General features: G+C 70.0%; 29 protein-coding genes. 24 read left to right on the top strand and 5 right to left on the bottom strand.

The window, feature by feature from the left end:
- The first annotated feature begins 26 nt into the window (after positions 1 to 26).
- Positions 27 to 308 (top strand): hypothetical protein, encoded by a 282-nt coding sequence (locus DAERI_RS05200; protein ID WP_103128372.1) that lies wholly within the window; start codon positions 27 to 29, stop codon positions 306 to 308.
- Between the two features lie 74 nt (positions 309 to 382).
- Here the strand turns inward: DAERI_RS05200 and DAERI_RS05205 are convergent, their stop codons facing one another.
- Positions 383 to 643, bottom strand: a complete 261-nt coding sequence (locus tag DAERI_RS05205; protein WP_103128373.1) for a hypothetical protein — start codon at positions 641 to 643, stop codon at positions 383 to 385.
- A 106-nt stretch (positions 644 to 749) separates the two neighbouring features.
- Here DAERI_RS05205 and DAERI_RS05210 point away from each other — a divergent pair, with 106 nt between their 5' ends.
- The 15 genes from DAERI_RS05210 (at position 750) to DAERI_RS05280 (ending at position 12,648) form a co-directional block, all read left to right on the top strand.
- Positions 750 to 1,433, top strand: a complete 684-nt coding sequence (locus DAERI_RS05210) for a cytochrome c biogenesis CcdA family protein (RefSeq protein ID WP_103128374.1) — start codon at positions 750 to 752, stop codon at positions 1,431 to 1,433.
- Between the two features lie 14 nt (positions 1,434 to 1,447).
- Positions 1,448 to 2,143 (top strand): ABC transporter ATP-binding protein, encoded by a 696-nt coding sequence (locus DAERI_RS05215; protein ID WP_103128670.1) that lies wholly within the window; start codon positions 1,448 to 1,450, stop codon positions 2,141 to 2,143.
- 78 nt (positions 2,144 to 2,221) lie between these two features.
- The gene (locus tag DAERI_RS05220) at positions 2,222 to 2,914 is read left to right on the top strand and encodes a heme exporter protein CcmB (protein ID WP_103128375.1); all 693 of its coding nucleotides are present in this window, start codon (positions 2,222 to 2,224) and stop codon (positions 2,912 to 2,914) included.
- A 38-nt stretch (positions 2,915 to 2,952) separates the two neighbouring features.
- Positions 2,953 to 3,879: a leucine-rich repeat domain-containing protein gene (locus tag DAERI_RS05225; RefSeq protein ID WP_103128376.1), complete on the top strand. Its 927-nt coding sequence runs from the start codon at positions 2,953 to 2,955 to the stop codon at positions 3,877 to 3,879.
- Positions 3,872 to 4,333 (top strand): bleomycin resistance protein, encoded by a 462-nt coding sequence (locus DAERI_RS05230; protein WP_103128377.1) that lies wholly within the window; start codon positions 3,872 to 3,874, stop codon positions 4,331 to 4,333. Before DAERI_RS05225 ends, DAERI_RS05230 begins: the two co-directional genes overlap by 8 nt.
- 155 nt (positions 4,334 to 4,488) lie before the next feature.
- Entirely contained in the window at positions 4,489 to 5,199 is a 711-nt protein-coding gene (gene ccsA / locus DAERI_RS05235) for a cytochrome c biogenesis protein CcsA (protein ID WP_103128378.1), read from the top strand.
- 105 nt (positions 5,200 to 5,304) lie between these two features.
- A complete protein-coding gene (ccmE, locus tag DAERI_RS05240; RefSeq protein ID WP_103128379.1) occupies positions 5,305 to 5,766 on the top strand; it encodes a cytochrome c maturation protein CcmE in 462 nt (153 codons plus the stop codon).
- Positions 5,767 to 5,779: 13 nt separating this feature from the next.
- A complete protein-coding gene (locus DAERI_RS05245; RefSeq protein WP_103128380.1) occupies positions 5,780 to 7,777 on the top strand; it encodes a heme lyase CcmF/NrfE family subunit in 1,998 nt (665 codons plus the stop codon).
- Positions 7,778 to 7,789: 12 nt separating this feature from the next.
- Positions 7,790 to 8,368 carry a TlpA family protein disulfide reductase gene (locus DAERI_RS05250; RefSeq protein WP_103128381.1) on the top strand — a complete coding sequence of 193 codons (579 nt, stop codon included), beginning with the start codon at positions 7,790 to 7,792 and terminating at the stop codon, positions 8,366 to 8,368.
- The gene (locus tag DAERI_RS05255) at positions 8,365 to 8,838 is read left to right on the top strand and encodes a cytochrome c-type biogenesis protein (RefSeq protein WP_103128382.1); all 474 of its coding nucleotides are present in this window, start codon (positions 8,365 to 8,367) and stop codon (positions 8,836 to 8,838) included. The genes DAERI_RS05250 and DAERI_RS05255 overlap by 4 nt, the downstream gene beginning before the upstream one ends.
- Complete coding sequence (locus DAERI_RS05260) at positions 8,835 to 9,887, top strand: c-type cytochrome (RefSeq protein ID WP_103128383.1); 1,053 nt, start codon at positions 8,835 to 8,837, stop codon at positions 9,885 to 9,887. The genes DAERI_RS05255 and DAERI_RS05260 overlap by 4 nt, the downstream gene beginning before the upstream one ends.
- On the top strand, positions 9,884 to 10,447 hold the full coding sequence (locus DAERI_RS05265; RefSeq protein ID WP_103128384.1) for a Rieske 2Fe-2S domain-containing protein: 564 nt from the start codon (positions 9,884 to 9,886) through the stop codon (positions 10,445 to 10,447). Before DAERI_RS05260 ends, DAERI_RS05265 begins: the two co-directional genes overlap by 4 nt.
- Positions 10,444 to 10,932, top strand: coding sequence for a GNAT family N-acetyltransferase (locus tag DAERI_RS05270; protein ID WP_369689444.1), 489 nt, complete (start codon positions 10,444 to 10,446; stop codon positions 10,930 to 10,932). The genes DAERI_RS05265 and DAERI_RS05270 overlap by 4 nt, the downstream gene beginning before the upstream one ends.
- A 224-nt stretch (positions 10,933 to 11,156) precedes the next feature.
- Entirely contained in the window at positions 11,157 to 12,020 is an 864-nt protein-coding gene (locus DAERI_RS05275) for an HpcH/HpaI aldolase/citrate lyase family protein (protein ID WP_103128385.1), read from the top strand.
- A 133-nt stretch (positions 12,021 to 12,153) separates the two neighbouring features.
- Positions 12,154 to 12,648, top strand: a complete 495-nt coding sequence (locus tag DAERI_RS05280; protein ID WP_103128386.1) for a MaoC family dehydratase — start codon at positions 12,154 to 12,156, stop codon at positions 12,646 to 12,648.
- On the opposite strand, the gene DAERI_RS05285 is transcribed toward DAERI_RS05280, so the two are convergent.
- The gene (locus DAERI_RS05285; RefSeq protein ID WP_103128387.1) at positions 12,626 to 13,996 is read right to left on the bottom strand and encodes an MATE family efflux transporter; all 1,371 of its coding nucleotides are present in this window, start codon (positions 13,994 to 13,996) and stop codon (positions 12,626 to 12,628) included. The two genes, DAERI_RS05280 and DAERI_RS05285, sit on opposite strands and share 23 nt — an antisense overlap.
- Before the next feature lie 144 nt (positions 13,997 to 14,140).
- Between DAERI_RS05285 and DAERI_RS05290 the strand changes: the two genes are divergently transcribed.
- Positions 14,141 to 15,274, top strand: coding sequence for a Gfo/Idh/MocA family protein (locus DAERI_RS05290; RefSeq protein ID WP_103128388.1), 1,134 nt, complete (start codon positions 14,141 to 14,143; stop codon positions 15,272 to 15,274).
- A gap of 474 nt (positions 15,275 to 15,748) precedes the next feature.
- Here DAERI_RS05290 and DAERI_RS05295 read toward each other — a convergent pair whose 3' ends face one another.
- Entirely contained in the window at positions 15,749 to 16,723 is a 975-nt protein-coding gene (locus tag DAERI_RS05295) for an aldo/keto reductase (protein WP_103128389.1), read from the bottom strand.
- A 165-nt stretch (positions 16,724 to 16,888) separates the two neighbouring features.
- Here DAERI_RS05295 and lysS point away from each other — a divergent pair, with 165 nt between their 5' ends.
- From lysS to DAERI_RS22320, 6 genes are all read left to right on the top strand, one after another.
- Positions 16,889 to 18,058, top strand: coding sequence for a homocitrate synthase (gene lysS / locus DAERI_RS05300; RefSeq protein ID WP_103128390.1), 1,170 nt, complete (start codon positions 16,889 to 16,891; stop codon positions 18,056 to 18,058).
- A complete protein-coding gene (locus DAERI_RS21935; protein ID WP_133161967.1) occupies positions 18,051 to 18,458 on the top strand; it encodes a hypothetical protein in 408 nt (135 codons plus the stop codon). Before lysS ends, DAERI_RS21935 begins: the two co-directional genes overlap by 8 nt.
- A 38-nt stretch (positions 18,459 to 18,496) precedes the next feature.
- On the top strand, positions 18,497 to 19,309 hold the full coding sequence (locus DAERI_RS05305) for a PhzF family phenazine biosynthesis protein (protein ID WP_103128391.1): 813 nt from the start codon (positions 18,497 to 18,499) through the stop codon (positions 19,307 to 19,309).
- A complete protein-coding gene (locus DAERI_RS05310) occupies positions 19,306 to 20,484 on the top strand; it encodes a benzoate/H(+) symporter BenE family transporter (RefSeq protein ID WP_103128392.1) in 1,179 nt (392 codons plus the stop codon). Before DAERI_RS05305 ends, DAERI_RS05310 begins: the two co-directional genes overlap by 4 nt.
- Before the next feature lie 43 nt (positions 20,485 to 20,527).
- Positions 20,528 to 21,712, top strand: coding sequence for a cysteine desulfurase-like protein (locus tag DAERI_RS05315; protein WP_103128393.1), 1,185 nt, complete (start codon positions 20,528 to 20,530; stop codon positions 21,710 to 21,712).
- A 71-nt stretch (positions 21,713 to 21,783) separates the two neighbouring features.
- Positions 21,784 to 21,951: a hypothetical protein gene (locus tag DAERI_RS22320; protein ID WP_165794080.1), complete on the top strand. Its 168-nt coding sequence runs from the start codon at positions 21,784 to 21,786 to the stop codon at positions 21,949 to 21,951.
- A 66-nt stretch (positions 21,952 to 22,017) separates the two neighbouring features.
- On the opposite strand, the gene DAERI_RS05320 is transcribed toward DAERI_RS22320, so the two are convergent.
- Complete coding sequence (locus tag DAERI_RS05320; RefSeq protein ID WP_103128394.1) at positions 22,018 to 22,923, bottom strand: transglutaminase-like domain-containing protein; 906 nt, start codon at positions 22,921 to 22,923, stop codon at positions 22,018 to 22,020.
- A 99-nt stretch (positions 22,924 to 23,022) separates the two neighbouring features.
- On the opposite strand from DAERI_RS05320, the gene DAERI_RS05325 reads away from it, so the two are divergent.
- Entirely contained in the window at positions 23,023 to 25,056 is a 2,034-nt protein-coding gene (locus DAERI_RS05325) for a thioredoxin domain-containing protein (RefSeq protein WP_103128395.1), read from the top strand.
- A gap of 4 nt (positions 25,057 to 25,060) precedes the next feature.
- On the opposite strand, the gene DAERI_RS05330 is transcribed toward DAERI_RS05325, so the two are convergent.
- On the bottom strand, positions 25,061 to 26,353 hold the full coding sequence (locus tag DAERI_RS05330; protein ID WP_103128396.1) for a S41 family peptidase: 1,293 nt from the start codon (positions 26,351 to 26,353) through the stop codon (positions 25,061 to 25,063).

Consider the following 26,353-nt stretch of genomic DNA (forward strand, 5'->3'; position numbering starts at 1 on the left):
CGCCCCGAACACTCACGCTGCGCTGGATGCCCGGAAGCAATGACCGCGTCCACTTCGAGAAGGGTGGCCGCACGTTCACCGTGCTGCTCAAGGATGTCCAACGCGCCGATTCGCACAGCCTCAATCCGCTGTACCTCAGCGGCAGGGTGACCCTGAGCATCACCCGGGTTCATCTGTCGGACCTGATGGGTCCCCTGCGCCAGCACGTGACTTCCAGGGCCGAGGGCACAGCCAAGGGCGCCTGGGTGGACGAGGGTGGCCTGGCTGCGGATGAGCCGGAGGACGAGCCGTCCGGGGAGCCCGGGTAGCCACCGGCCACGGGAGGAACAGGAAAGAGGAGCCTTGCGGGGCTCCTCGCTCTGCTCCGCTGTCCGGTGAGGGTCTACTCGCGGGGCGGAAAGGAAAGATGGCCCTCGAACTGCCACTCGCTGAACTTTCTGGGCTTCTTCTCGGTCAGGGTGCCGAGCATGGGGCCGTGCTGGGTCAGCACGTGAACCACGCAGCAGCCCCCGCCCACGTCACAGGCCGACCGCAGGGCCTGAATGTCGAGGTCGAGGGTGGCGCTCTGCCGCGCTCGGGGCTCGGCGAAGATGGTCAGCCGTTTGTTCTGCGCGACTTGGTATTTTCCCTGCAAGGTCAGCATACGGCCAGCGTATCCCAAAAGGCGGCGGGCAATAGTTCTGGGGCGGCCGCGGGCCGCGCCTCCGGCGAGGGACGCCCGCCCCCGCCCACCGGGCTAGACTCGCCCCATGTTCGCCCCTCCCGGTGCCCCGTCCGTCACGGTGGCGTTTCTCGCGGGCCTGATCTCGTTTCTCAGCCCGTGCGTGCTGCCGCTCCTTCCCAGCTACCTGGGCGTGATCGGCGGGGCGCGGGCGCCCATCACGCGGGCACTGGGCTTCATCCTGGGCTTCGGGCTGGTCTTCATCGCGCTGGGGGCGACGGCGAGCAGCCTGGGGGCGTTGCTGGCGCCGCACAAGATTCTGCTGGGGCGGGTGGCGGCAGTCCTGATCGTCTTTTTCGGGCTGGTCATGCTGGGCGTGATTCGCCTGCCCGTGCTCATGCGCGACACGCGGGCGCTGGCGGGGGCAGGGGGATACGGCCCGGTCGCCCTGGGCGCCGCCTTCGCCTTCGGGTGGAGTCCCTGCCTGGGTCCGGCGCTGGGGAGCATTCTGGGCCTGGCGGCGAGCAGCGCGAGCCTGGGGACGGGCGTGGGGCTGCTCGCCGCCTACACGCTGGGGCTGGCCGTGCCCTTCCTGCTCGCCGCGCTGCTGTGGGACCGCCTGAACCTGCGGCGCCTGAACCGTTACGCGGGCGTGTTCGAGAAGGTGGGCGGCGCGGTCCTGGTGATCGTCGGCGTCCTGATGCTGACGGGGCAGTTCACGCGGCTGGCGACCTTTTTCTATGAGGTGATGCCCGCGTGGCTGAGGGTGTGAAGGGGCAGTGGGCAGTGGGGAGTGGGGCGTGGGAAAGGCCCGGGACCACTGACCACTCCCCACTCCCCACTCACCCCCACGCCCTCCAGCTCCGCGACATCTGGCTGAGACTCGGCCGCGAGGTCATCCTGCGGGGCGTGACGTTGGACGTGCCCACCGGGGAGGGCGTCACGTTGCTCGGCGAGAATGGGGCGGGCAAGACGACGTTGCTGCGGGTGCTCGCGTCGGGGCTGCGGCCCACCCGGGGCGAGGGGCGGGTGCTGGGCTTCGACCTGCGGGACGGGCGGGCGGTGCGCGACTGCATTCACCTCATGCCGGTGGACGCGGGGCTGTACCCGGACCTGACGGGGGCGGAGAATCTGACCTTCGCTCTTGAAATGCATGGGGCGCGGGGGGACGTGGGGGCGGCGCTGCGGCGGGTCGGGCTGGAACGGGCCGCGAACCGCCGGGTGCGCTTCCTGTCGGCGGGGATGCGCAAAAGGCTGGCCCTGGCGCGGGCGCACCTGCTCGCGCGGCCCGTCACGCTGGTGGACGAGCCCTTCGCCAACCTCGACGACGCGGGGCGGGCCTTGGCGCTGGAGTTGCTGGGCGACCTCTCGGCGCGGGGGGTGACGCTGGTGGTCGCCGCGCACGAGCCGCATCTCGCGCGGCAGGTGGCGCCCCGGGCACTGCGGTTAGTGGGCGGGAAGCTGGAGAAAGTGGATGGTTAGTGGTGAGTGGGCAGTGGTCCTGAGCTTTTCCCACTGCCCACTGTCCACTGCCCACTGCCAGCACCTGGAGCGTGCCCCATGAGGTCCGTTCTGACCCTCGCGGCCAAGGATTTGCGGGTCGCGGGGCGCACGCGGGACACGCTGCTGGCGACGGCTTTCTTCGCGGGGCTGGTGCTCCTCGTCCTGGGGCTGGCGCTGGGGGGGGACACCTCGGCGCGCACCCCGGAGGGGACGGCGGGCGTGGCGGCGGGGGCGGTGTGGACGGCGCTGGCGCTCGCGGCGGCGGTGGGGGCGCAGCGGGCCTTCGCGCAGGAGCAGGAGGCGGGGGCGCTGGAGCAGCTCACCCTGTACCCGGGGCCGCACGGGGCGCTGTACCTGGGCAAGCTGCTCGGCGTGCTGGGGCCGCTGCTGCTCGTGGCGGCGTTTACCCTCCCGGCGGGGCTGATCCTCTTCGGGGCGGCGGGGGCGGGTCGGGGCGTGCCGTGGCTGCCGCTGGCCCTCCTTACCCTGCTCGGGGTGGTGGGCTTCGCGGCGGGGACGACCTTTTACGGCTCGATCACGGTCAGCCTGCGGGCGCGGGAGGCGCTGCTCCCGGCGCTGGCCTTTCCCATCCTGGTGCCCGTGGTGATCGCCAGCGTGAAGGGCACGAGCCTGCTGCTGACGGGCGGCTGGTCGCCGGAGGTGACGACCTGGGCGATCTTCCTCGCCGCCTTCGACCTGGGGACGGTCATCCTGGCGACGCTGCTGTTCCCCTTCGCCGTGGAGGGGTAGCGGGCGCTACAGTGGCCCATGCCCCAGCAGAGGACAGGGTGAACCACCAGCACACCGCCGGGGAGCGGGGGCGGGCGCTGCTGGACCTCCTCGAGCGCGACCCCTCGGCCCGGCTGGGCCACCTGAACCTGAACGGCTGCCAGCTCACCGCCCTGCCGGAGAGCCTGCGCCGCTGCACGGGGGCGCGGGTCCTGAGCGTGTACGGCAACGGGTTGACGGCGGTGCCGGACTGGGTGTGGACCTTCATGAGCCTGACGACCCTGAACCTCTCGGCGAACCGGCTGACCGAACTCTCGCCGGGCCTGGGGAGATTGACACGGCTGGAGATGCTCGACCTCGGGCACAACGGGCTCGGCGCGCTTCCTGACGTGTTTGCCCATCTGCAAAACCTGAAGTTCCTGTACCTCAGCAACAACCGGCTGACGGACTTGCCCGCGTCGTTGCGTCACCTGAATTCGCTGGCCTACCTCAACGTGACGGACAATGCCCTCCCGGCCCTGCCCGAGTGGCTGGGTGAGTTGGGGAGTCTGTTGGAATTGCGCGTCTATAACAATGCCCTCACGGCCCTGCCCGCCTCGCTGGGGGAACTGGGCGGGCTGCGGGAACTCCACGCGACGAACAACCGTCTGGGCAGCCTGCCGCCCGAACTGGGAAGGTGCAGGCGGCTGAACCGGCTGACGCTACAGGGCAACGCCCTCACCGCGCTTCCCGGGGAGATCGGGGGGCTGGGGGCGCTCGCCGAGCTGGACCTGCGGTTCAACGAACTGTCGGAGTTGCCCCCCTCGCTGGCGGAGCTGGAGAACCTGCGTGTTCTGGACCTGCGGGCGAACCGGCTGACCACCCTGCCCGAAGGGCTCGCCTTCCTCCCCCACCTGGAGAAACTCGACCTGCGCTGGAACCGGCTCTCCGCCCTGCCCCCCGTGTTCCGGCGGCTGGAGGAGCGCGGGTGCCTCATCTATGCCTGAGCGTTCAGCCGAGCCGGAAAGCCCCCGCCCCAGACTCGTCCCTGAGCTGTACTGCTCCGATTTCGCCGCGTCTCTGCGGTTCTATACGGAGGTGGTCGGATTTCGTGTCGTCTACGCGCGTCCAGAGGAGCGTTTCGCCTATCTGGGGCTGGACGGAGCCGAACTGATGATCGAGCAGCCGACGGGGGAGGACCGCACCTGGCTCGCCGCCGAACTGTCCTACCCCTTCGGCCGGGGAGTGAACCTGTCCATCGAGGTGCGGGAGGTGGGGCGGCTCTACGCGCGTGTTCAGCAGTGCGGTGCCCGAATCCTCGTCCCCCTCGAAGACCGCTGGTATCGCCAGGACGAGGGGGAGGCCGGGAATTGCCAATTCGTCGTGCTGGATCCCGACGGGTACCTGCTGCGGCCTTTCCAGAACCTGGGCAGAAGAGAATGTCGGGTCCCAGGCCCCTGAGGGGACACCAGCCCCACGCTACCGCGCCCGCTGCCCGGGGACACTCGCACTTGCCTCCATGCCCTCCCAGACGAGATGCTGCGCGTGCGAAAAGTTTCCTGCGCGCACCTCTGTCACGGTGACGAGGCCGCGCGCGGGTCAGAATGGGGTTTGACATGAGACAAGACCGCGTGACGACGCTGCTGGGGGGCGCGACGCTGCTGGCCCTCGCGGCAGCGGTGGTGCTGGGCCTGCGCGCGCCGCTGGACATCAACCAGGGCTCGCTCGTGCGGCTGATGTTCGTGCACGTGCCGAGCGCGTGGCTGAGTTACCTGGCCTACGGCGGCACGGGCCTGTTCGGGCTGCTGTACCTCCTCACCCGGCAGCGCCGCTGGGACCGCCTGGCGCTGAGCAGCGCGGAGATCGGCGTGCTGTTCACGGTGACGACCATCGTGGGCGGGATGCTGTGGGCCAAACCGACCTGGGGCGTGTACTGGGTGTGGGACGCCCGGCTGACGACCACGGCGCTGAGCCTGGTGGTGTACGGGGGCTACCTGCTGATCCGCACGCTGATCGACGACCCGGAGCGCCGGGCACGGGTGGCGGCGGTCGTGGGGCTGGTGGGCACCCTGTACGTGCCGATCAACTACATGGCGGTCGAGTGGTGGCGCGGGGTGCACCAGACGCAAACCCTGAAGCTGCTGGGCAAGATTCGCTTCGACGCGGCGCCCGTCTACGGCTGGGTGCTTCTGACTGCCACGGTGGCCTTTACCCTGCTGTACTTCTACCTGCTGCGGGTGCGGGCGATCCTGGCCGCCCGCGAGGAGGCGCGCGAGGAGCGCGAGCTGATGGAAGACCTCTCGCCGCTGGAGGTGGCGCGTGGATAAGTACGCCGCTTACGTGATCGTGGTGTATGTGGTGACCTTCGTGCTGCTCGCCGCGTATCTGGCCTGGATGTGGATTCGGCTGCGTGCCGGGCGGGAGGAGCGCGAATGACGACCACTCCCCTGCCCCGGGCGAGACGGCGCAGACGGAGCCCTTGGCCGACCGTGCTGGGCGTGCTCGCCCTCGTGGGGCTGACCGCGACCGTCGCCTTCGGAAACCTGGGCAAGAGCCTGGAATACTTCGTGACGCCGACGGAGTACCTGCAGCAGCAGGCCGAGTACCAGGGCCGCCCGCTGCGGATCGGCGGACTGGTGAAGGCGGTGCAGTACAACCCGCAGACGCTGGACCTCAAGTTCAACGTGACGGACGGCGGCGCGACCTTCCCCGTGCAGTACCGCGGCGCGGTGAGCGACCTGTTCAAGGAGAATCAGGGCGTCGTGGTGCGCGGTGAGTTTCAGGGCAACACCTTCCACGCCACCGAACTCGTGGTCAAGCACTCGGAGGAATACCACGTGCCGAAGACGCAGGCCGAACTCAAGGACCTGCTGCAAAAGAGCGAGAGCGAGTGAGGACTCGCCGAGCATGTTAAACCTGATCTCCTTCCAATCGAGTGCGCTCGGCGCGCTGGGGCAACTCAGCCTGCTGGCGGCGCTGGCCTTTACCCTCGGGGGGACGTGGCTGGCCGCCGTCGGTGGCCTGAAGGCCGACACCCGGGCGACCGAGGCGGCGCGGCGGGCGATCTGGGCCGTCTTCGCCCTCGTGAGCCTCGGCACGCTGACCCTGATGGTGGCGCTGCTGCGCGACGACTTCACCGTGCGGTACGTGGCCGAACATTCCATGCGGGCCTCCCCCACCTGGGTGAAGGTGACGAGCCTGTGGGGGGCGCTGGAGGGCTCGATCCTGCTGTGGGCGTGGCTGCTCGCGGGCTTCGCGCTCGTGCTGAGCCTCACGCTGCGGCGGGACGCGCTGCGGCCCTGGGCGCTGGGGGCGATGTTCGTCAGCCTGCTCTTCTTCGTGGGCGTGTGCGCGAGCATCGCCAGCCCGTTCACGCCGCTGAGCCAGGTTCCCGCCGACGGGCTGGGTCCCAACCCCGCCCTCCAGAACCACTGGATGATGGCCGTCCACCCGGTCCTGCTGTACCTGGGCTTCGTGGGGCTGAGCGTGCCCTTCGCCTACGCGGTCGCCGCGCTCGTGACCGGGCGGTTGTCCGACCACTGGGTCGTGGTGACGCGGCGCTGGACGCTGGTGGCCTGGGCCTTTCTCACCGCCGCCATCGTCGCGGGCGGCTGGTGGAGTTACGAGACGCTGGGCTGGGGCGGCTACTGGGCGTGGGACCCGGTGGAGAACGCCTCCTTTATCCCCTGGCTGCTGACGACGGCCTTCCTGCACTCCATCCAGATTCAGGAGCGGCGCGGGCTGATGCGGGCGTGGAACGTGTGGCTGATCGTGCTGGCGTACGCGAGTACGGTGCTGGGTACCTTCCTGAACCGCTCGGGCATCGTGCAGAGCGTCCACGCCTTCGCGGGCGGGCCAGTCGGGCCGGTGTTCCTGGGTTTCCTGGCCTTCCTGCTCGTGGCGGGGATCGGCCTGGCCGCCTGGCGTGCCCCCCACCTGCGCGACGAGGCGGACCCGCCTGCCCCACTCAGCCGCGAGGGCGCCTTCCTGGCGGGGAACTGGCTCTTCCTCGTCTTCGCGGTGATGGTGCTCGTCGGCACCCTCTTCCCCACCCTCGTGGAGGCGGTGCAGGGGCGGCGGGACGCCTCGGTCGGTCCGGCCTTCTACAACGCCTTCGCCATTCCGCTGGGGCTGGGTCTGCTGCTCCTGATGGGCGTGGGGCCGCTGCTGCCGTGGCGGCGGGCGGACGGCCAGAGTTTCTGGCGAGCGCTGCGGCCCCTGTTGCTGGCGGGGCTGGGGGCGGGGCTGATCGCCTTCGCGTTCGGCGTGCGGAGCCTGGGTGTGCTGGGCACGGTGGCGCTGGGTGCGTACAACCTCGTCGGATTGGGGCTGCTGACCGTGCGGGCCGTGCGGGAGCGGTCGTCGGGAGGACGCGGTGGCGGGTTTGCCGCTCTCGTCCGCGAGCAGCCACGCCGCTATGGCGCCTACCTCGCCCACATAGGTCTGGTCGTCATTGCCCTCGGTATCGCCTTCTCGGGGACGTACCGGCAGGACGCGCAGACCACCCTCAATGTCGGGGCAGCGCCCGTGCGGCTGCTGAACGAGACGCTGGCCCTGCAAGGCACGCGGCAGGACACCAAACCTTATGGCCGTTCCGCCGTGGCGCGCGTGTTGATCGACGGGCGGCCCTTCGAGGCCCGGATGAACACCTACGTGCAGGGGGGCGAGACCGCCTTCCCCGCGCCCGCCGTCCGCTACGGGCTGCTGGGCGACACCTACCTCGTCGTGACGGCCTTCGACGAGCAGGGCAAATGGGCGAGCGTGCGGCTGATCGAGAGCCCGCTGGTGTCGTGGATCTGGTGGGGCACCCTGATCGTGGTGCTGGGCGCGGGCCTGACGCTCGTGACCCCGCGCCGCGCGACGGTCCGCGCCCCCGCCCTGCGCTCGGCCCCCGCGACCGACTGAGTGAGAGTTGCTATGACTGAAATTCCCTCTCCTTCCAACTCCTCGGTGCCTGCCCCCCTGTGGCGGCGCCTGCTGCCCCCCCTCCTCGCCGCCGCGCTCGTCGCCGTGCTGGGCGTGGCGCTCCTCAGCCCTTCCCGCAATGCCACCGATGGCGGCCCGCTCGTCGGCAAGCCCGCTCCCCAATTCACGCTGACCAGCCTGGACGGGACGAAGGTGAGCCTCGCCTCCCTCAAAGGCCGCCCCGTCGTCCTCAACTTCTGGGCCTCGTGGTGCGGGCCGTGCCGGGAGGAGGCGCCCCTCTTCCGCGAACTCAGCACCCGGCAGGGCGGGGGGCAGGGCCTCGCCGTCGTCGGCATCCTCTTTCAGGAGACGAAGGAGCAGAACGCCCGCGACTTTATCCGGGAGTACGCCCTCGCCTACCCGTCGCTGCGGGACCCCGGCATCCAGACCGGGATCAACTACGGTGTGCAGGGCATTCCCGAGACCTTTTTCATCGATCAGTCCGGTGTGGTTCAGCACGTGGACCGGGGCGGCCTGACCCGCGAGCGGCTGAACGCCGGGCTGGCGAAGATCGGGGTGGCGGGATTGTGAGGCGCCTTCTGCCCTCTGCCCTCGGCCTTCTGCTCTCGGCCTCCCTCGCCCTGACCCCGGCGCAGGAGACGCGGGCGCAGCACCTGGGGAGCAACCTGCGCTGCCCGATCTGCACGGGCGTGCCCATCACCGAGAGCCCCAACGACATCAGCCGCGAGATGCTGCGCGAGGTGCGCGAGCAGGTGGCGGCGGGGCGCAGCGACCGGGACATCTACGCCTACTTCGCCGCGCGGTACGGGAACTTCGTGCTGCTGGACCCGCCCAAGGAGGGGGCAGGCGTGCTGCTGTGGGGCGCCCCGCTGGCGGCGCTGGCGGCGGGGGGTGCCGTGCTGTGGGGGTTCCTGCACCGCAAACGCTCAGCCCAGGAAGAGGCGGCTCCGCCGACCGCTGACGAGCCCTTCGACCCCTATTTGGCTGAGGTGCAGCGCCGGACCAGGCGGGCCGGTTCCGGGGAAGGCGGCGGCGCATGATCCTCAGCCTGACCCTGCTCGCCCTGATCCTGCTCGTGGCGCTATGGCTGGTGCTGGAACCGCTGCGTCGGGGGGCACCGGCCGACCCCGACGCAGCGGAGCGCGAGCGGCTGACCGGGGAGCGCGACCGCCTCTACGCCGAACTCGCGGCGCTGGAGGACGAGAGCCGCCGCCCGGACCTGGAACGCCGCGCGGCCCTGACCCTGCGGGCATTGGATGCGCTGCCGCCCGCTCCTCCCCCCGCCACACGGAGCGGACAGACCCGCACGCTGGCCCTGGCCGGGCTGGGGGCCGCCGCCCTGCTCACGGTCGCCGGGGCGCTGACCTTCGTGCCGCGCTGGCAGCTCGCCTCGCTCAACGCGCAGGAGGCGCAGAACGTCCAGGCCACGCTGGCCCTGCCGCAGTTGAGGCGGCGGGCCGAGGTGAGTAGCGACAAGGCCGCGTACATGGCCTGGGGCAAGGCGGCCTTCGACAGCGGGCACTACGACCAGGCGCTGACGGCCTACGGCAACGCCCTGAAGCTCGACCCCCGGCAGCCCGAGGCGCTGCGGCGGCTGGGCATCCTGCTCCTGACGAGGGGCGAGCAGACGGGGCAGCAGGTCAAGCCCGAGGACGCGCAGCAAGCCTTCCTGTTGATCCGCACGGCGGCGCAGCTTGCTCCGAAGGAACCCGAATCGCAGCTCCTGCTGGGCTTCGCGCTCGCCCGCTTCGGGCAGGACGCCGACGCGCTGACGGCGCTGGAACGCTACCGGACGCTGGACCCCAGGGGGCGGGACGCCGACGACCTCATCACCGCCATCCGTGCCCGCCAGAACGACGAGGACCCCGGCCTGCGGGTGTACGCGGCGAACTGCGCGAGCTGCCACGGGCCGAACGGGGCGGGCGGCGCCTTTGGCCCCAGCCTGCGGGCCTCCACCCTGACCCGCGAGGCGCTGCGGTCGGTGATCGTGAACGGCAAGGGCGCGATGCCCGCCTACCCCAACCTGAATACGGGAGACCTGAACGCCCTGCTGGACGTGCTGGAACGCTGGCAGAAGGAAGGCTCTTGAGGCTCACCCGCCGCGACCTGCTGGAACGCTGGTGGGTACTGCCGGTCGCGGGGACGCTGGGCGCCTTCGGCTACATGGGCTGGTACGCCTCGCGCGTGACCTTCGGCAAGGAGCGGGTGGGCGCGCCGAACTTCCAGCCGGGGGAGGCGCAGCGGGTGGCGTCCCGTTCCGCCCTGGCGAATGAGTGGGCGGAGGTCGAGTTCACCTACGCAGGGCGGCCCTGCGTCCTGCTGCGTGTCCCCGAGCCCGTACCCGGCGGCCTGAGCGTGGGCGACGAACACTACGCCGCCTATTCCCGGGTCTGCACCCACCTGGGCTGTTCGGTGAATCTCGTGCGCGACCAGGAAGTCCTCGCCTTCGCCTACAACTACCGCCCGCCGCAGGAGGACCGCCACCCGCAACTCGGCTGCCCCTGCCACTTCAGCGTGTTCGACCCCCTGCAAGCGGGCGAGGCGGTGTTCGGCAAGGCGAACGGGCCGCTGCCCCGGGTGCGGTTGGAGGCGCGGGGCGGCGACCTGTACGCGACGGGGATCGAGCCCGCGCCGGAACTGGGCGGATGATGGACAGTCTCACCTTCACTCGCGGTGACCTTGCCACTGCCTCGGGCATCCTCACGGCGACGGCCTCCCGCCTGGCCGAACGCGGTGAACCGCTCTGGCCCGTGCCCAGCCTGACCCCCGAGCGACTCACCCGGCATTACCCGCCGGAGAGCTGGCGGGTGGCGTGGCGCGGCGGGGAGGCCGTCGGAACGTTCGCGCTGGTGGACCGTGACCCCCTCTTCTGGCCCGAGGACCCACCCGGAGAGGCACGCTACCTGCACAAGCTGGGCGTTCACCCGGATGCGCAGGGGCAGGGACTCGCGCATATGCTGCTCGCCGAGGCGGTGCGGGAGACGCGGGGGGCCGGGTGTGCCTTTCTGCGGCTGGACACCGCCGCCACGCGGCCCAAGCTCCGGGCGCTGTACGAGGGGGCAGGCTTCCGGGCGGTGGACGAGCGGGAAGTGAAGGGCTTTCACGTCGTCCGCTACGAATTGCCGCTGCGGTGAGTCAAGGCGACACCTGTTCCCGTCCAGCCCACCATCATGGCCCAGCCGGAAGGTCCGCATGGGCGAGGGTTCTCCCCGGCTGCGTGAAGGGCTCTCCCCCCGCCCCTGGGACACGTGGCGCCGGAGGACCGGTCCTTTTCTGCCGGGCAGGTTGAGCGTCTACACCACCCGTCCCTTATGCTGGGCGGCGTGCTGACGAACGCCCGTTTGTGGAGGAGAGACCGGTGATCACCTCCCCCCTGCGCCCCCGCAGCGTCCTGTTCGCGCCGGGCAACCGCGCGGACCTGATCGCCAAGCTTCCCCGCTCTGAACCCGACGCCGCCGTTCTCGACCTGGAGGACGCGGTGCCGGGGACCGGGGAGGCGAAGGCTGCCGCCCGCCCGGTCGCCCGCGACGCGGCCCGTGACCTGATCGCCGCCGCGCCCCACCTCGCCGTGTTCGTGCGGGTGAACGCGGTCCACTCGCCCTTTTTCGAGGAGGACCTGGCTGTGCTGACGCCGGAGCTCGCGGGCGTCGTGGTCCCCAAGCTGGAATCGGCGGCGGACGTGCGGCGGGTGAAGGAGGCGCTCTCAGCGCGGGGCCTGGACCTCCCCCTCCTCGCCGGGCTGGAGACGGGGGCGGGGGTCTGGAACGCGCGGGAAATTATGGCGGAAGAGGCTGTGGCCTGGGCCTACTTCGGGGCGGAGGACTACACCACCGACCTGGGAGGCACCCGCACGCCCGGCAACCTGGAGGTGCTGTACGCCCGCTCCCACGTCGCACTCGCTGCCCGGCTGACCGGGGTTCACGCGCTCGACATTGTGGTGACGAGATTGAACGACGAGGCCGCCTTCCGGGAGGACGCCACGCAGGGCCGGGCGCTGGGGTACGGCGGCAAACTCTGCATCCACCCGGCGCAGGTGCCCCTCGCGCACGAGTATTTCGGTCCCACCGAGGCGGAGGCGGAACGCGCCCGCCGCCTACTCGCTGCCGCCCACGCCGCCGCGCGGGAGGGCCGGGGCGCCTTCTCCTTCGAGGGTCAGATGGTGGACGAACCCATGCTCGCCAAGGCCCGCGCCATCCTGCACGCCAGGGGGGAACACGTATGAGGCGAATTCCGCTCCACTCCGGACTTTCCAGGAAAGCACTGGAAAGTCCTGCACTTCGCAGAACTCGCCTTCTCTCCTTCTCCCTTCGGTCGGGAGTGCTCAGGCCCTCTAGCCTGAGCACTCCGGAGGGTTTATGAACGACGACCTGACCCGCCCCCAGGGCCGCTACTTCGAGGAGCTGACGCCCGGCACGGTGATTCGCCACCGCATCACCCGCACTGTCACCGAGGCGGACAACGTCTTTTTCACCACGCTGACGATGAACCCGCAGCCGCTGCACCTCGACCGCGAGTACGCCGCCGCGACCGAGTTCGGGCAGCCCCTCGTGAACAGCCTGCTCACGCTGAGCCTGCTCGTGGGCCTGAGCGTCCACGAGCTGACGCTGGGCACCCTGGTCGCCAATCTGGGCCTGACGGACGTGGTGTTCCCCAAACCCGTCTTCCACGGTGACACCATCCGCGCCGAGTCGGAGGTGCTGGAGGCCCGGGGGAGCCGCAGCCGCCCGGACGCCGGGATCGTGACCGTCGAGCACCGGGCGATCAACCAGCGGGGCGAGATCGTGGCCCGGTGCAAGCGGACGGCGCTGATGCAGCGCAGGCCGGAGGTCAGTCCGCCGCCGCAGGGGTAAGGTTTGCCTGCCCCTCCACTACCTCCCGCCACGAGAGCTTACGCCTGCGCCAGGTGAAGATGGCGACCTTCACGACCTCCTCCAGCACTCGGGCGAGGAGCACGCCCCACACGCCCAGGCCCAGCCCGAAGGCGAGGAGCCACGCTAGCGGCAGGCCGACCGCGAAGGCGCTGATCGCGTCCCCCATCAGGACCCCGCGCGTGTCGCTTCCCGAGGGCAGCACCCCGCCGCCGCGCACCAGGTTCGCAACCTTCACGACCTGCACGGCGGCATTGACCAGGATCGTGGCGAGGGCGATCCGGCGGACCTCCTCGCCGACACTGGGGTACAGGGCGGGCAAGGCCAGCGCCGAGAGGGCGAACAGCGCGCCGAAGGCCACGCCCGTGATGAGGCCGAACCGCTCCACCGCCCGGGCCCGCTCCCGTGCCAGCCCGGCGTCCCCCTGGCCGACCGCCTGCCCGATCAGCGCGGTCGCGGCGGGCACCAGACCCGAGGACGCCACGATGAAGATGCCCTCGATGGTGTACCCGATCTGCACCCCCGCCAGGACCGAGGTGCCCAGCCGGGCGAGAAAGAGCGCGTACAGCAGGTTGCCGCCGCTCCAGGCAAGCTGGGTGGCGGCCAGGGGCAGCGACAGGTTCAGCAGTTCGCCGATCAGGACCCGGCCCCCGCGCCCCAGACCCGACCACGCCGGGGCGATGACGCCGCGCGGCCCGTACAGGAACCAGCCCAGCAGGACCACCCGCAGCGCCTGCCCGGCGAGTGCGCCCCAGGCCGCGCCGACCAGCCCCAGACGGGGAAACCCGGCGAACCCACGCACCAGCGCGTACCCCACGGCCACGTTCACCGCCGCCGCGAAGAAGGTGGCGACCATGGGAATGCGGGGCCGCTCCAGCGAGCGCAGGACGTTGCCCGCGACCACGCTGAGAACGATCAGGGGCACGCCCAGCAGCGCGACCTGGAAAAAGGGCGTGGCGGCCTCCGACAGGTCCGCCGGGGCGCCCAGGGCGGCCAGCACCGGACGCGCGAATGTGTGCAACACGGCGACCAGGACGAGCGTGACGGCGGTGGAGAGCAGCAGCGCCGTGCCCGCCGTCCGCGCCACCGCTTCCCGGTCCCCGGCCCCGTACGCGCGGGCGACGATGATGCCCGCCCCGGAGCCCAGGGTCGCCAGCGTGAAGATCGCCATCATGGTGACGTTGTTGGAAAAGCCGACCGCCGCCACCGCCGTCGCGCCCAGGGTCGCCACGATGAGTTGGGCCAGAAAATTGAACAGCAGTTGGATGACCGCCTCGAAACTCGCGGGCAGGGCCAGCCGCAGGATGTCGCGTAGATGAGCGCCGAGCACAGGAAAACCTCCTGGGGCACTCTATGCGAGGACCCTTCCCGGCACTTGTCAGATATCTGAGCGAATGCTCAACAGTCCACGGCCGAGTCTGCCTGGGCAAGACAGCAACGAAAAGAACGTTCCCGGAGGGTGTATCTCCTGGGTATGCCTGAACGACTCCGGGTCGCCATCGTGGGCAGCGCCGCCCGCTCCGACTACCTCTATGGCCCGCTCGTGCGTGGCCTGACCGATCAGGTCGAACTCGTCGGCGTGTGGGGCCGCAGCGAAGGATCGGCGCGTCGGCTGGGGGAAAGCCTGGGAACGCCCTGGTTCACGGACCTGGCCACGCTGATGCGGGAGACGGGGGCACAGATCGGCATCGTCTCGGTGGCCTACGCGGCCAACGGGCAGGTCGGGCTGATGGCGGTCGAGCACGGGCTGCACGTCCTGCTGGAAACACCCATAGCCCATGATCTGGCCGAGGCGGACGCGATCATCCGGGCGGCCAAGAGCCGGAGCCTCAAGGTCGAGGTGGCCGAGCAGTTCCACCGCCGCCCGCTGGAACAGATCAAATTGAAGCTGATTCAGTCGGGGGTGTTCGGGCGGGTCTACTCCTCCTTCAACGACTTCGCGGGGCACGGTTACCACGGCGTGAGCGTGATGCGGAGCTACCTGGGCTTTGACGCCCGGCCCGTGCGGGTGGTCGGGCTGGTGCGGGACTACCACCTGGCGCCCCACTGGTCATTCCTGGCGAACACCCGGGGCGAGCGCACCGAGACGCAGGAACATGGCCTGGTCGAGTTCGAGGGCGGGCAGATCGGCGTCTTCCACTGGACGAGCGTGGGCTACGACTCGGCCCTGCGCTGGTGGCGCTCCAGCCGCTTCCTGGCGGAAAAGGGCATGGGGATCACGGTCGGCCTGGGTCACGACCTCGACGAACGCCTGAGCCTGCTGACCCCCGACGGCGAGGCGCCGCAGTTCATTACCCTGGAGCGGCGCCTGGAACGCAACGACGGCGGGGCGCTGCGCTCCATCGTCGCCCACACGGATGATCCGGTCCATCCCACCGCCATTTGGGAAAACCCCTTCCAGCCCGCCCGCAAGGGCCACGGCCCCCAGTGGCACGACGACGAGATCGGGGTGGCGAGTTGCCTGATGAGCCTGGTCGACGCGGTGCGGACCGGGAGTCAACCGACGTACGGGGCCGAACAGGCGCGGCTGGACCAGGAAATTGTGCTGGCATTGCAGCGGTCGTCGCAGCTTGGCGGGCAGCCGGTGGAGTTGCCTTTGGAGCGGTGAGGGGAACTGGCACCTGCCCCCTCGCAGTTGGAGAGCTGTGTTCCTTCCTGCTCAGGAGCGCAGGCGGTGCCTGCCACCCCCTCTGCGAGCAGCTCCGCGAGTCCCGGCCTCCCCCACGAGGGGTAACAACGCCAAAGCTATAGCTCTTTGAAAACTGTCTATTGTGGACGGCCTATTCCCGCCAACAGCTCGCACTCGCACCGCCTTCACCCCGCCTTGCTCGCGCAGCGAGACGGTGGGCCCGCAGCTCAGCAAGCAGCAAGATCAAACATTCCGCGTGAAGGAGGACGGCCACAGGCGCGATGGGCGAGCCCCTTGCCGAGCGCAGTGGAAAACTCCCCCCTCCACCAAGAGGAGAGACACGTAGGCGAGCTTGGCGTCAACGCGCGGGCCGCCCCGCGCGGCGGAGACGTGGCCCCCGGTGGGGGCAGGGGGGGTGGGGGCAAGGTCAGCGACTCGGAGCCAACAACCCCCTCAATCCGCCGCGTTGTACCAATTCCGCTCCCAGCGGTGCCCGTACAGCTTCTGCACCTGCTCGGCGGGAAGCCCCCGCCCATCGGCAAGGACAGCGTTACGCTCCACGTTCCGCACGCTCCTCATTCCCACGATGACCGTGCTGACGGCTGGGTGACTCAACACGAACCGCAGCGCCGTCTCCGGCAGTTGCTCCGTCGTGATCCCCAGGTCCGACTCGATGGCACGCAGGTGCTCCTGCAATTCCGTCTTGCGGTTGCCGCCAAAGTAGTTGTTGCGCCAGTCACCCTGCGGAAAGGTCGTCTCCGGCGTGATGTGCCCGGTCAGGCTCCCCTCGTCGAGCGCGACACGGACAATGACCCCGACCCCATTCGCCTGGCAGGCGTCGAGCAGGCGGTCCTGCGGCGACTGATCGAAGACGTTGTAGATGACCTGCACCGTCTCTACCGCGCCCGCCTCGACAGCCTTGACGGCGTTGTCCGGCTGGTGGTCGTTGATGGAGATACCGAAGTGCCGGATCTTGCCGTCGCGCTTGAGCTGCGCCGCCGCGTCCTGCCAGTCCCCCTGCCCCAGCCAAGAGTCGTTCCAGACGTGAAGCTGCTGCACATCGATGGCGGGCAGGCCGAGGCGTTCCAGGCTGGCCTCGGTCATGCGGATCATGTACTCGCCCGGGAAGGCCTGGTCGGCGGTCGTTCCCGGCGCGGCGGGCCACTGCCCGTTCTTGGGGCTGATCTTGGTGGCGACATAAATACCCGGATTGTCGCGAACCACCTGGCCCACCAGCCGCTCGCTGTGGCCGTTCCCGTACCCCATCGCCGTGTCGATGAAGTTGCCGCCCAGTTCAATGTAGCGGCGCAGGGCGTTCAGGCTCTCGTCGTCCTGCGCCCCCTTCCACATGTCGGCCCCGATGCCCCACGCCCCGTAGCCGATCTCGGTCACCTGCAGGCCGGTGCGGCCCAGCGCCCTCTTGTGCATAGCCATACCCGCCACGCTACGCCCGGACTTGGGGGGAGGGCATGAGCGGGGGCTTCATAGAGGCAGCAGAAACGTGCCCTATTCGCCTTCTAATTGAAAGGTTTACTATTGTTTTTTCTTGACATTTAGCAGGAATACGAAGAGAATGCCCCACACGAGGCTTCCATGACGACAGACTCCCCGGCCCCCCTGATCCCCGCCCATTCCTGGGCCATCATCGACTCGACACTGCGGGAGGGCGAGCAGTTCGCGCGCGGGAACTTCAAAACGGGGGACAAGGTCGAGATCGCGCGGGCGCTCGACGCCTTCGGGGTGGAGTTCATCGAGGTCACCACGCCGATGGTGAGTGCGCAAACCGCGCAGGACATCCGGCAACTGACGGGGCTGGGCCTCAAGGCCCGCATCCTGACCCACGTGCGCTGCCACATGGACGACGTGCGGCGAGCGGTGGACCTCGGGGTGGACGGGCTGGACCTGCTGTTCGGCACGAGTTCCTTCCTGCGTGAATTCAGCCACGGCAAGAACATCGGGCAGATCATCGACACGGCGTCGGAAGTCATCGGCTGGATCAAGGAGAACCGCCCGGACCTCCAGATCCGCTTCAGCGCCGAGGACACCTTCCGCTCGGAGGAGGCGGACCTGATGGCCGTGTACCGCGCCGTCTCCGACCTGGGCGTTCACCGGGTCGGGCTGGCGGACACGGTGGGGGTCGCCACGCCGCGGCAGGTCTACACCCTCGTCCGCGAGGTGCGGAAAATCATTCACGCCGAATGCGGCATCGAGTTCCACGGGCACAACGACACGGGCTGCGCGGTCTCCAACGCCTACGAGGCCATCGAGGCGGGGGCCACGCACATCGACACGACCATCCTGGGCATCGGCGAGCGCAACGGGATCACGCCGCTGGGTGGCTTCCTGGCGCGGATGTTCACCTTCGACCCGCAGGGGCTGATCGACAAGTACAACCTGGGCGTGCTGCCCGAACTCGACCGCATGATCGCCCGGATGGTGGACCTGCCGATTCCCTGGAACAACTACCTGACCGGCGAATTCGCCTACAACCACAAGGCGGGGATGCACCTCAAGGCGATCTACCTCAACCCCGGGGCCTACGAGGCGATTCCGCCCGGCGTCTTCGGGGTGGGCCGCCGCATCCAGGCCGCGAGCAAGGTGACGGGCAAGCACGCCATCGCGTACAGGGCGCGTGAACTGGGCCTGCACTACGGGGAGGACGCCCTGCGCCGGGTGACCGACCACATCAAGGCCCTCGCCGAGCAGGACGAGCTGGACGACGCCCACCTGGAGCAGGTGCTGCGGGAGTGGGTGAGTGCGTAAGGGTTGGGCGGTGAACTGCGCAGAAATGCCCAAAAGTTCCTTTGAAACCAGAGAGGCGGAAAAGGTCAGACAGGCTGACACCTACGCCAGCCTGTTCCGCTTCCGGGCAAAAGCTGTTCAATGGGTGGAGTTCAGGCCACCCCTCAGCAAGCAGGAGGTCTCCAAACCGCAGGACTGCTTTGGCGACTGTGATGCCGTTGGACGTGCCAGGGACACCTTTCTTTACAAGCATGGGGCAAGGGACCTGTGGGATAGGGAAGACAAAGAGCGCGGATTCGGCATCGTACAGATGGCCCGTGTCTATAGCGACGGTTTGGGAAGACTCATATACCTCGGCGTGTGTCCCCAATGTCAGACCATCCACTGGAGCGAGATGCACAGGAAAGGTCAGGCAACCTGAACGGCGTCAGGCGTTCGGCGTGCTGGAATAGCCCCCAGATGACCTCGACCGAGACATCCGCCCGTTATCGCGTCCTCTCCCCGCCCGGCTCCGGGGGCGGCAAAACCGTCACCGTCTTCCCCGACGCCTCCGGCGACCTCCAGGCGCGTGCGGCGGGGTCCGGCACCCCCCTCTCCGTCTTCATCGAGTCGGCGGACGCGGCGGGCGTCACGCTCCGGGTCTTTACCCCCACCCGCGAGAAGGGCAGTTCGGACTCCGGGGCGCTCGCGGCCCTCTCCTTCCTGCAAGCTCAGGGCGCCGTGCTCGACGTGGTGGACGTGACGATGGGCGGGGAAGTCGTGCCCGCGCAACTGTGCGGCGGCGAGTGGCTGCTGCGCCAGGGGGACGTGACGGTGCGGGAGGTGGGGGCAGACCTCTCCCCCATCGGCCTGACGGGGGGAACCGCGTGGATCGCCTCGGCGGGGCGCCCGAACCTGGCCGTGGAGGTCCCCGACCTGGCCACACTGGACGACTTCGCCCCGGATGTGGACGCCATCGCCTCCCTGAACCGGACGACCGACACGACGGGCCTGATCCTCTTCACGATGGGCGGGCCGAACCGGGCGGACGTGAGCTTCCGGGCGTTCGGGCCGCTGAGGGGCTTTCAGGAGGACGGGGCGAGCAGCAACATGTTCGCCTGCCTCGTCGGGGTGCTGGGGGACCTGGGACGGCTCCCCACGACCACGAACATGATTCGGGGGGCACAGCGGAGACTAGGGGCTCCCTCGCGGCTGACGGCCCAGTTCACGCTCGAACCGGATGGCGTGTCGGACGTGTGGGTGGGGGGCCGGGCGGAGCGGCTGGACTCGTGACGGCCCTGACGGACCTGCGCCGGGACGCCTCGGGCTCGGCGGTGACGGCGGGCTTCGTCGCCGTGGTGGTGGGCGCGGCGAGCAGCATTGGCCTGCTGGTGGGCGCGGCGCGCGACTTCGGGCTGACGCACGGGCAGACGGTGAGCTGGGTGCTGGCGTGCTACCTGGCGATCAGCGTCTCGGGCGCCGTGCTGACCTGGCGCCACCGGGCCCCCGTCAAGATGGCCTGGACGACACCGGGCCTCGCGCTCGTCGCCAGCCTGGCGGCCTCGCATGGGCTGCACTACCCAGAGGTTCTGGGCGCCTACGTGCTCAGCGCCCTCATCATGACGGGGCTGGGCGTGACGGGCGCCTTCGAGCGGGTCACCTCGCGCATCCCGCCCGCGCTGGCGAACGCACTGCTGGCCGGGGTGCTGCTGCCCTTCGTGCTGGGCGCCTTCCGGGCGCTGCCCCAGGCACCGGTGCCGGTGGGCGGAATGCTGCTGGTCTTCCTGGCGGGACGGGTGTGGTTCACGCGATGGGCGGTTCCGGCAGCGCTGATCGCGGGGGCGGGGCTCTCGCTGGCGGTGGGGGCCGTGGGGCCGGTGGCGGGTGGAGGCCTGGGCACGCTCGTCTGGACCACGCCACAGTTCAGCCTGCGCGGGGTGCTGACCCTCGCGCTGCCCATGACGGTGCTGACGCTGGCCTCACAGCAGCTTCCGGGGGTGGCGGTGCTGCGAACTTGCGGCTTCGCGCGGGTGCCGACCTCGCCGCTGATCACGTGGTCGGGCGTGGCGAGCCTGCTCTCGGCCCCCTTCGGGGCGCACACGACGAACCTCGCGGCGATCACGGCGGCCATCGCGGCGGGCGAGGAGGCGCACCCCGACCCGGACCGGCGGTGGATCGCGGGGCTGAGCGCGGCCTTTTTCTACCTGACCCTGGGTGTGTTCGCGGGCTGGGTGGTCGGGGCGGTGGGGGCCGTTCCCGCGCCCGTGGTGGCGGCACTCGCCGGGCTGGCCCTCGTGTCCACGACCCTGTCGAGCGTCACGGCGGCCCTGAATACGGAACGTGGGCGCGAGGCGGCCTTCCTCACCCTGGCGGTCACCGCGAGCGGGGTGACGTTCCTGGGCGTGGGGAGCGCGGTGTGGGGGCTGCTGCTGGGCGGGGGGCTGCGCTGGGCACTGGGGCGGAAGTAGGCGCGTCGCCTCCCGCCCACGGCTCCCCTTTAGACTGCCCCGCATGGACCTCGACGCCATCCGCGCTCAGTTCCCGCCCCTCGCCTCGGGCCGCGCCTACCTCGACAATGCGGCGGGCGGCCTGCTCCCCTCACGGGCCATCGCCGCGATCACCGAGCACCTCAGCCGCTACGGGGCCACGAATGCCATGCCGGGGCACCGGCCGGGGCAGGAGATTCTGGCGCTGAAGGGGCGCGCGCGGGAGGCCACCGCCCTCTTCCTGAACGCGCAGCCCGAGGACGTGGCGCTCGGCCCCAGTGCCACTGCCCTCGCCTTCCGGCTGGCCGCCGCCTTCGCCCGGCTGTGGGGCCCTGGCGACGAGGTGATCCTGAGCGGCCTGGAGCACGAGGCGAACGCGAGCCCCTGGCGCGAGCTGGAGAGGGTGGGGGTGAAAGTTCACGTCTGGCACGCCCGGCAGCCCGACATGCAACTTCATCCAGATGACCTCGCGGCCCTGCTCTCGCCCCGCACGCGGCTGGTGGCGGTGACGGCGGCGAGCAACGTCCTCGGGGTGAGCGTGGACATTCCGGCGGTCGCGGCGCAGGTCCGCGCGGCGGGGGCGTGGACGGTGGTGGACGCCGTTCACGCTGCCCCGCACGCCTTTCCCGATGTGGGGGCCTGGGGCGCGGACTTCGTGATGTTCAGCCCCTACAAGGTCTGGGGGCCGCACCTAGGGGCGCTGTGGGTCTCGCCGGAGCACCGCCCCCACCTCCCCTGGCCGCGGCTGAGCTTCGTGCCGGAGGGCGACATCACCGGGCTGGAGTACGGCACGCCCCAGTTCGAGCTGCTCGCCGGATGGCTGGGCACCCTGGACTACCTGCGCGAACTCGGCGGGCACGGGACGCTGAGCCGCGAGGCGCTGGAAGCCGCCTCGGCCTGCATCCGGGAACTGGAGGAGCCCGTCGCCCAACGCCTCCTGAACGGCCTGCTGGGTATCCCGGGCGTCACGGTCTACGGCCCGCAGACGATGGAGGGCCGCATCGGCACCGTCGCCTTCCGGGTGGAGGGCGAGGCGCCCGAGCTGACCGCCGCCCGGCTCTCGGCGGACGGGGTGGACGTGGCGGCGGGGCACTTCTACGCCGTGCAGCCGCTGAGGGATTTGGGCCTGTACCCGCAGGGGGTGGTGCGCGCCAGCATCGGGCACTACACGAGCCTGGAGGACGTGGAGCGGCTGCTGGCGGGCATTTGAGGGAGAGCGGCCTGAAGACCCGTTGGGCGAATGGAGGCGGCTCCCTCACCCCGCCCTGTTGCAATGTCCCCATGACGACGGGGGGCGAGACGACAGGCGAGGGCAGCGAGAGCCTTGAGGTGCGGAAGGCCCGTGTTCGGCAGATGATCGACGAGGGCCGCGAGGAGGAGCTGTCCGAGGAGGATTACCGGTTCGCGGGGGGGAACGGCCTGCTGGAGGAGGGCCTGGCGGAGGCTTGAGGACGGGTCTTCCTGGAGCACGGACTCTGGGAAGGGCGCCTTCCAGTCTTGCCGTGCATCAGCCTTTTAAAACCGTGGCCTCGGCGGGTCGTCCAGCGTCATCCGCTCGTCGGTCTCGTCGGCCCAGACGAGCATGTTCGTCAGGCGGGCGGACCCGAAGGTGGTGGCGAAGGCCACGTCGCTCGCGTCGCGGCCCTGGGCGATCAGCACGCGGCCGATGCGGGGGACGTTGTGGCGGGCGTCGAAGGTGCGCCACTGCCCGTCCAGGAACGCCTCGAACCAGGCGTGGAAGTCCATGGGAACGTCGCCGGAGTCGAACTCGATGTCGGGCAGGTAGCCGCACACGTAGCGGGCGGGGATGTTCAGCGCGCGGCAGAAGGCGACCCCCATGTGGGCGAAGTCGCGGCACACGGCCCGCTTGCTGTCCAGTGCCTGGCGGGCGGTCGTGCTGGAATTGCTGCCCGAGGCGTACACGCACTCGTCTTGCAGGAAGTCGCAGATCGCCTGGACCTGCGCCCAGCCCCCCTGAATGTTGCCGAAGCGGGTCCACGCCTCGCTGCTCACCAGGTCGCTGTCCACGTAGCGGCTGGGGAGGAGGTACGTGATCGTCTCGTCAGGCAACTCCTCCACCAGATGCTTGCGGAGGTTGGGGAGGACGGGATCGGGCCTGCGCGTTACCTCCGCGATCAGGTCGTGGCCGATGGTGAACTGCCCGGGCTCGGCGAGCGTGCGCCAGACGAGGTTGCCGTGCGTGTCGGTGTAGGTGTGGATGCCCGCCGCCGCGCCCAGGGGCCGCTGGTCGAGGATGCGCTGGCGGGTGCCCGTGGCACCCAGACGGTCCTGCGGCTGCACCACGAACAGCATGGGGGTGGCGTACGGCACGTCGAAGGTGAGGGAAAAGCCCGCCCGGACGCGAGTGGGCTGGTCAATCGGGGTGGCCCCGGGGTCAGTCTGAACGTCGGGCTGGGGCATACCGTTCAGTTTGCCGCGCGGTACCGGCGGGGTGGGTGTGAAGTCTATTTCGGGCGGCCCTCATGCAGCCGGGCGCGGGAGGGGCGCTACCCTGCCCCCATGAACCGCCTCGCCCGGGAGACCAGCCCCTACCTCCTTCAGCACGCGGACAACCCGGTGGACTGGTGGCCCTGGGGCGAGGAGGCCTTTGCCGAGGCCCGGCGGCGGGACGTGCCGGTGCTGCTCTCGGTCGGGTATTCCACCTGTCACTGGTGCCACGTCATGGCCCACGAGAGCTTCGAGGACGAGGCGACGGCCGAGTACATGAACGCCCATTTCGTGAGCGTCAAGGTCGACCGCGAGGAGCGGCCCGACGTGGACAGCGTGTACATGACGGCCACCCAACTCATGACTGGGCAGGGCGGCTGGCCGATGACGGTGTTCCTGACGCCGGAGGGCGAGCCCTTCTATGCGGGCACCTACTTTCCCCCCGAGGACCGTTACGGGATGCCGGGCTTTCGCCGCCTGCTGGCGAGCGTGGCGCACGCCTGGCGGGAGGACCGGGAGAAGCTGGCCGGGAATGCCCAGGCCCTCAGCGAGCATGTCCGCGAGGCGAGCCGTCCCCGCCCGGCGGCGGGCGACCTCCCCCCCGACTTCCTGAGCCGGGGCGTCGAGAACCTGCGCCGGGTGTACGACGCCAACCTCGGGGGTTTCGGGCGGGCGCCCAAGTTCCCGGCGCCGACCACGCTGGATTTCTTACTGACGCGGCCTGGCGGGCGTGACATGGCGCTGCATACCCTGCGGATGATGGGGCGCGGCGGCCTCTACGACCAGCTTGGCGGCGGCTTTCACCGCTACTCGGTGGACGACCGCTGGCTGGTTCCGCACTTCGAGAAGATGCTGTACGACAACGCGCAACTGACGCGCACGCTGCTGAGGGCCTATCAGTACACGGGGGACGAGGACTTCGCCCGGTTGGCCCGCGAGACTCTCACGTATCTGGAACGCGAGATGCTGTCCCCGCAGGGCGGCTTCTACTCCGCCCAGGACGCCGACACGCAGGGGGTGGAGGGGCTGACCTTCACCTGGACGCCTGCCGAAATCCGGGAAGTGCTGGGGGAAGGACCGGATACCGACCTCGTGTTGCGCCTCTACAACGTGACCGAGGAGGGGAACTTCCTCGACCCGCATAGGCCCGAGTACGGGCGGCGGAACGTGCTGCACGTGCCCACCCCAGTCGCCGACCTCGCCCGCGACCTGGGCGAGAGCGTGGAGGCCTTTACCACGCGGCTGGACGCGGCCCGCGCCCGGCTCCTCGCCGCGCGGGAGCAGCGCCCCCAGCCCGGCACCGACGACAAGGTGCTGACCTCGTGGAACGGCTTGGCGCTCGCCGCCTTCGCGGACGCGGGGCGGATTCTGGGGGAGGCGCATTATCTGGAAATCGCTCGCCGCAACGCCGACTTCGTGCGCGGTCATCTACGCCTGCCCGACGGGACGCTGAGGCACACCTTCAAGAACGGGGAAGCGCGGGTGGAGGGGCTGCTGGAGGACCACGCGCTGTACGGCCTGGGGCTGGTCGCGCTGTACCAGGCGGGCGGCGACCTGGCCCACCTGGAGTGGGCGCGCGAACTCTGGGGGGTCGTGCGCCGCGACTTCTGGGACGGGGAGGCGGGCCTCTTCCGCTCGACGGGGGGCCGGGCCGAGACGCTGCTGACCCGTCAGGCCCAGGGCTTCGACTCCGCCATCCTCAGCGACAACGCCGCCGCCGCGCTCCTGGGCCTGTGGATGAGCCGCTACTTCGGCGACGAGGAGGCCGGGCGCCTGGCCCGCTCCGTCGTCCGCACCTACCAGTCCGATATGCTCGCCGCCCCGAGCGGCTTCGGGGGGCTGTGGCAGGCCGCCGCCTTCCTCGAAGCGCCCCACGTGGAGGTCGCCCTGATCGGCACGCCGCCGGAACGTGCGCCGCTGGAGCGCGTCCTCGCCCGCTTCCCCCTGCCCTTCGCGGCTATTGCGCCCGCCGAACGCGGCGAGGGGCTGCCCGTGCTGGAGGGTAGGCCGGGGGGAGGCACCGCCTACGTCTGCGTGGGCCACGCCTGCGACCTCCCCACCCGCGACCCGGAGGTGCTGGCGGGGCAGTTGGCGAGGTTGGGCTGACGGGCTACTTGAGGGCGGCTTCTAGAACAGGGTCAATGCCCTTCAGGTAGTCGGCGTAGGTCAGGGTCACGGGCACATCGGGTTGCAGGAGGCCGTCGCCGAGTTCGGGGGCGTTTCTGAAGAGGTAGGTGCTGTACCGAATCTGGAGCCCGGAATTGGGGAGGGTGAAGGATTGTACCTGTCCATAAGAGGTCAGGTTCTCGCCGGGCGGTTCCCCATACAGCCGGGCACCCAGCACCTTGAGCTGGACGGCGTTCATCAGGGCGCTGGAGTAGGTGTGGCGGTCCATCAAAACGGCGATCTTCCCCTTGCTGCCCATTCCGAAGCCGCGAGCCCTAAGGCCATCCAGCAGAGGCTGAATCACGGGGGAGTCTCCCCCACCATTGCCCCGCAGGTCCACGACAACCCGGCGGTTTCCCACCTTCATCGCATCCACTTTCACCAATAGCACCCGCGCCACCTGGGCAAAGGCCGGGGCATCCTCGCAGCTCAGGTAGCGTAGATAAACGGTGTGGTCATCGGGATAATCCAGCCAGTACGGTTCCACGCCGTGAGACTCGGCCAGAGTCAAGGGGGCCTCGACCACCTGCCAGTCTGCCTGTGCCTGGGATGGCGTCTGGGGCTGGAGCTTCAGCGTCAGCCGATCACCCGAGGGCCGGGCGAAGGTGAACTGTCCGGCCTTCAGCCCCAGGAACTGCTGCACGTCGGGGCGAAGCAGCGCGTCCCGCGCCCCGGCCCGGCCATCCCATTCGGAATCATGGGATACCACCGCGAGGGCACGCCGCACCGCCTCCTCCAGCGGGAGGCCGCCCACCTCCAGAACGCGCAGACCGAGGGCGGCCCGGGCATTGCCCTTGGCAGCAACGGCCCGCAGTTCCTCCCCAAACCAGCGCAGTTGTAGAGGATAGATCGGAAGCCCGGTGTCCACCCGGGTATGCCCGTCCCCAATCGCCGCCACCAACTCCATCACGCCCACCGTCATCTGCTCGTCGGTGAGGGTGCCCGCGCGGGCCGCGAGCGCGTCCACCATGCCCTCCCACTTCTCGCGGCTGATGGCATGAAAGGCGTTGACGTGCAGACGGGGCAGTTCCGTCTTGAGGAAGGCGAGGTCCTGCCGCCAGCGGCCCTCACGGGTTGGCGGCGTGGAAGGGGTGCGGCCCTGGTTCGTCAGGAGTCCAACTTCTTCAGGAAGCGCGCCTTGCCCCGGTTGGGCCGAGACTTCCCCCGCCCCCAGGGCCAGGACCCCGAGCAGACCCAGAATCAGCCGCCTCCGCGTTTCCTCGCCGCCCACCGCCAT

Source organism: Deinococcus aerius (genome assembly GCF_002897375.1).
GTDB lineage: Bacteria > Deinococcota > Deinococci > Deinococcales > Deinococcaceae > Deinococcus > Deinococcus aerius.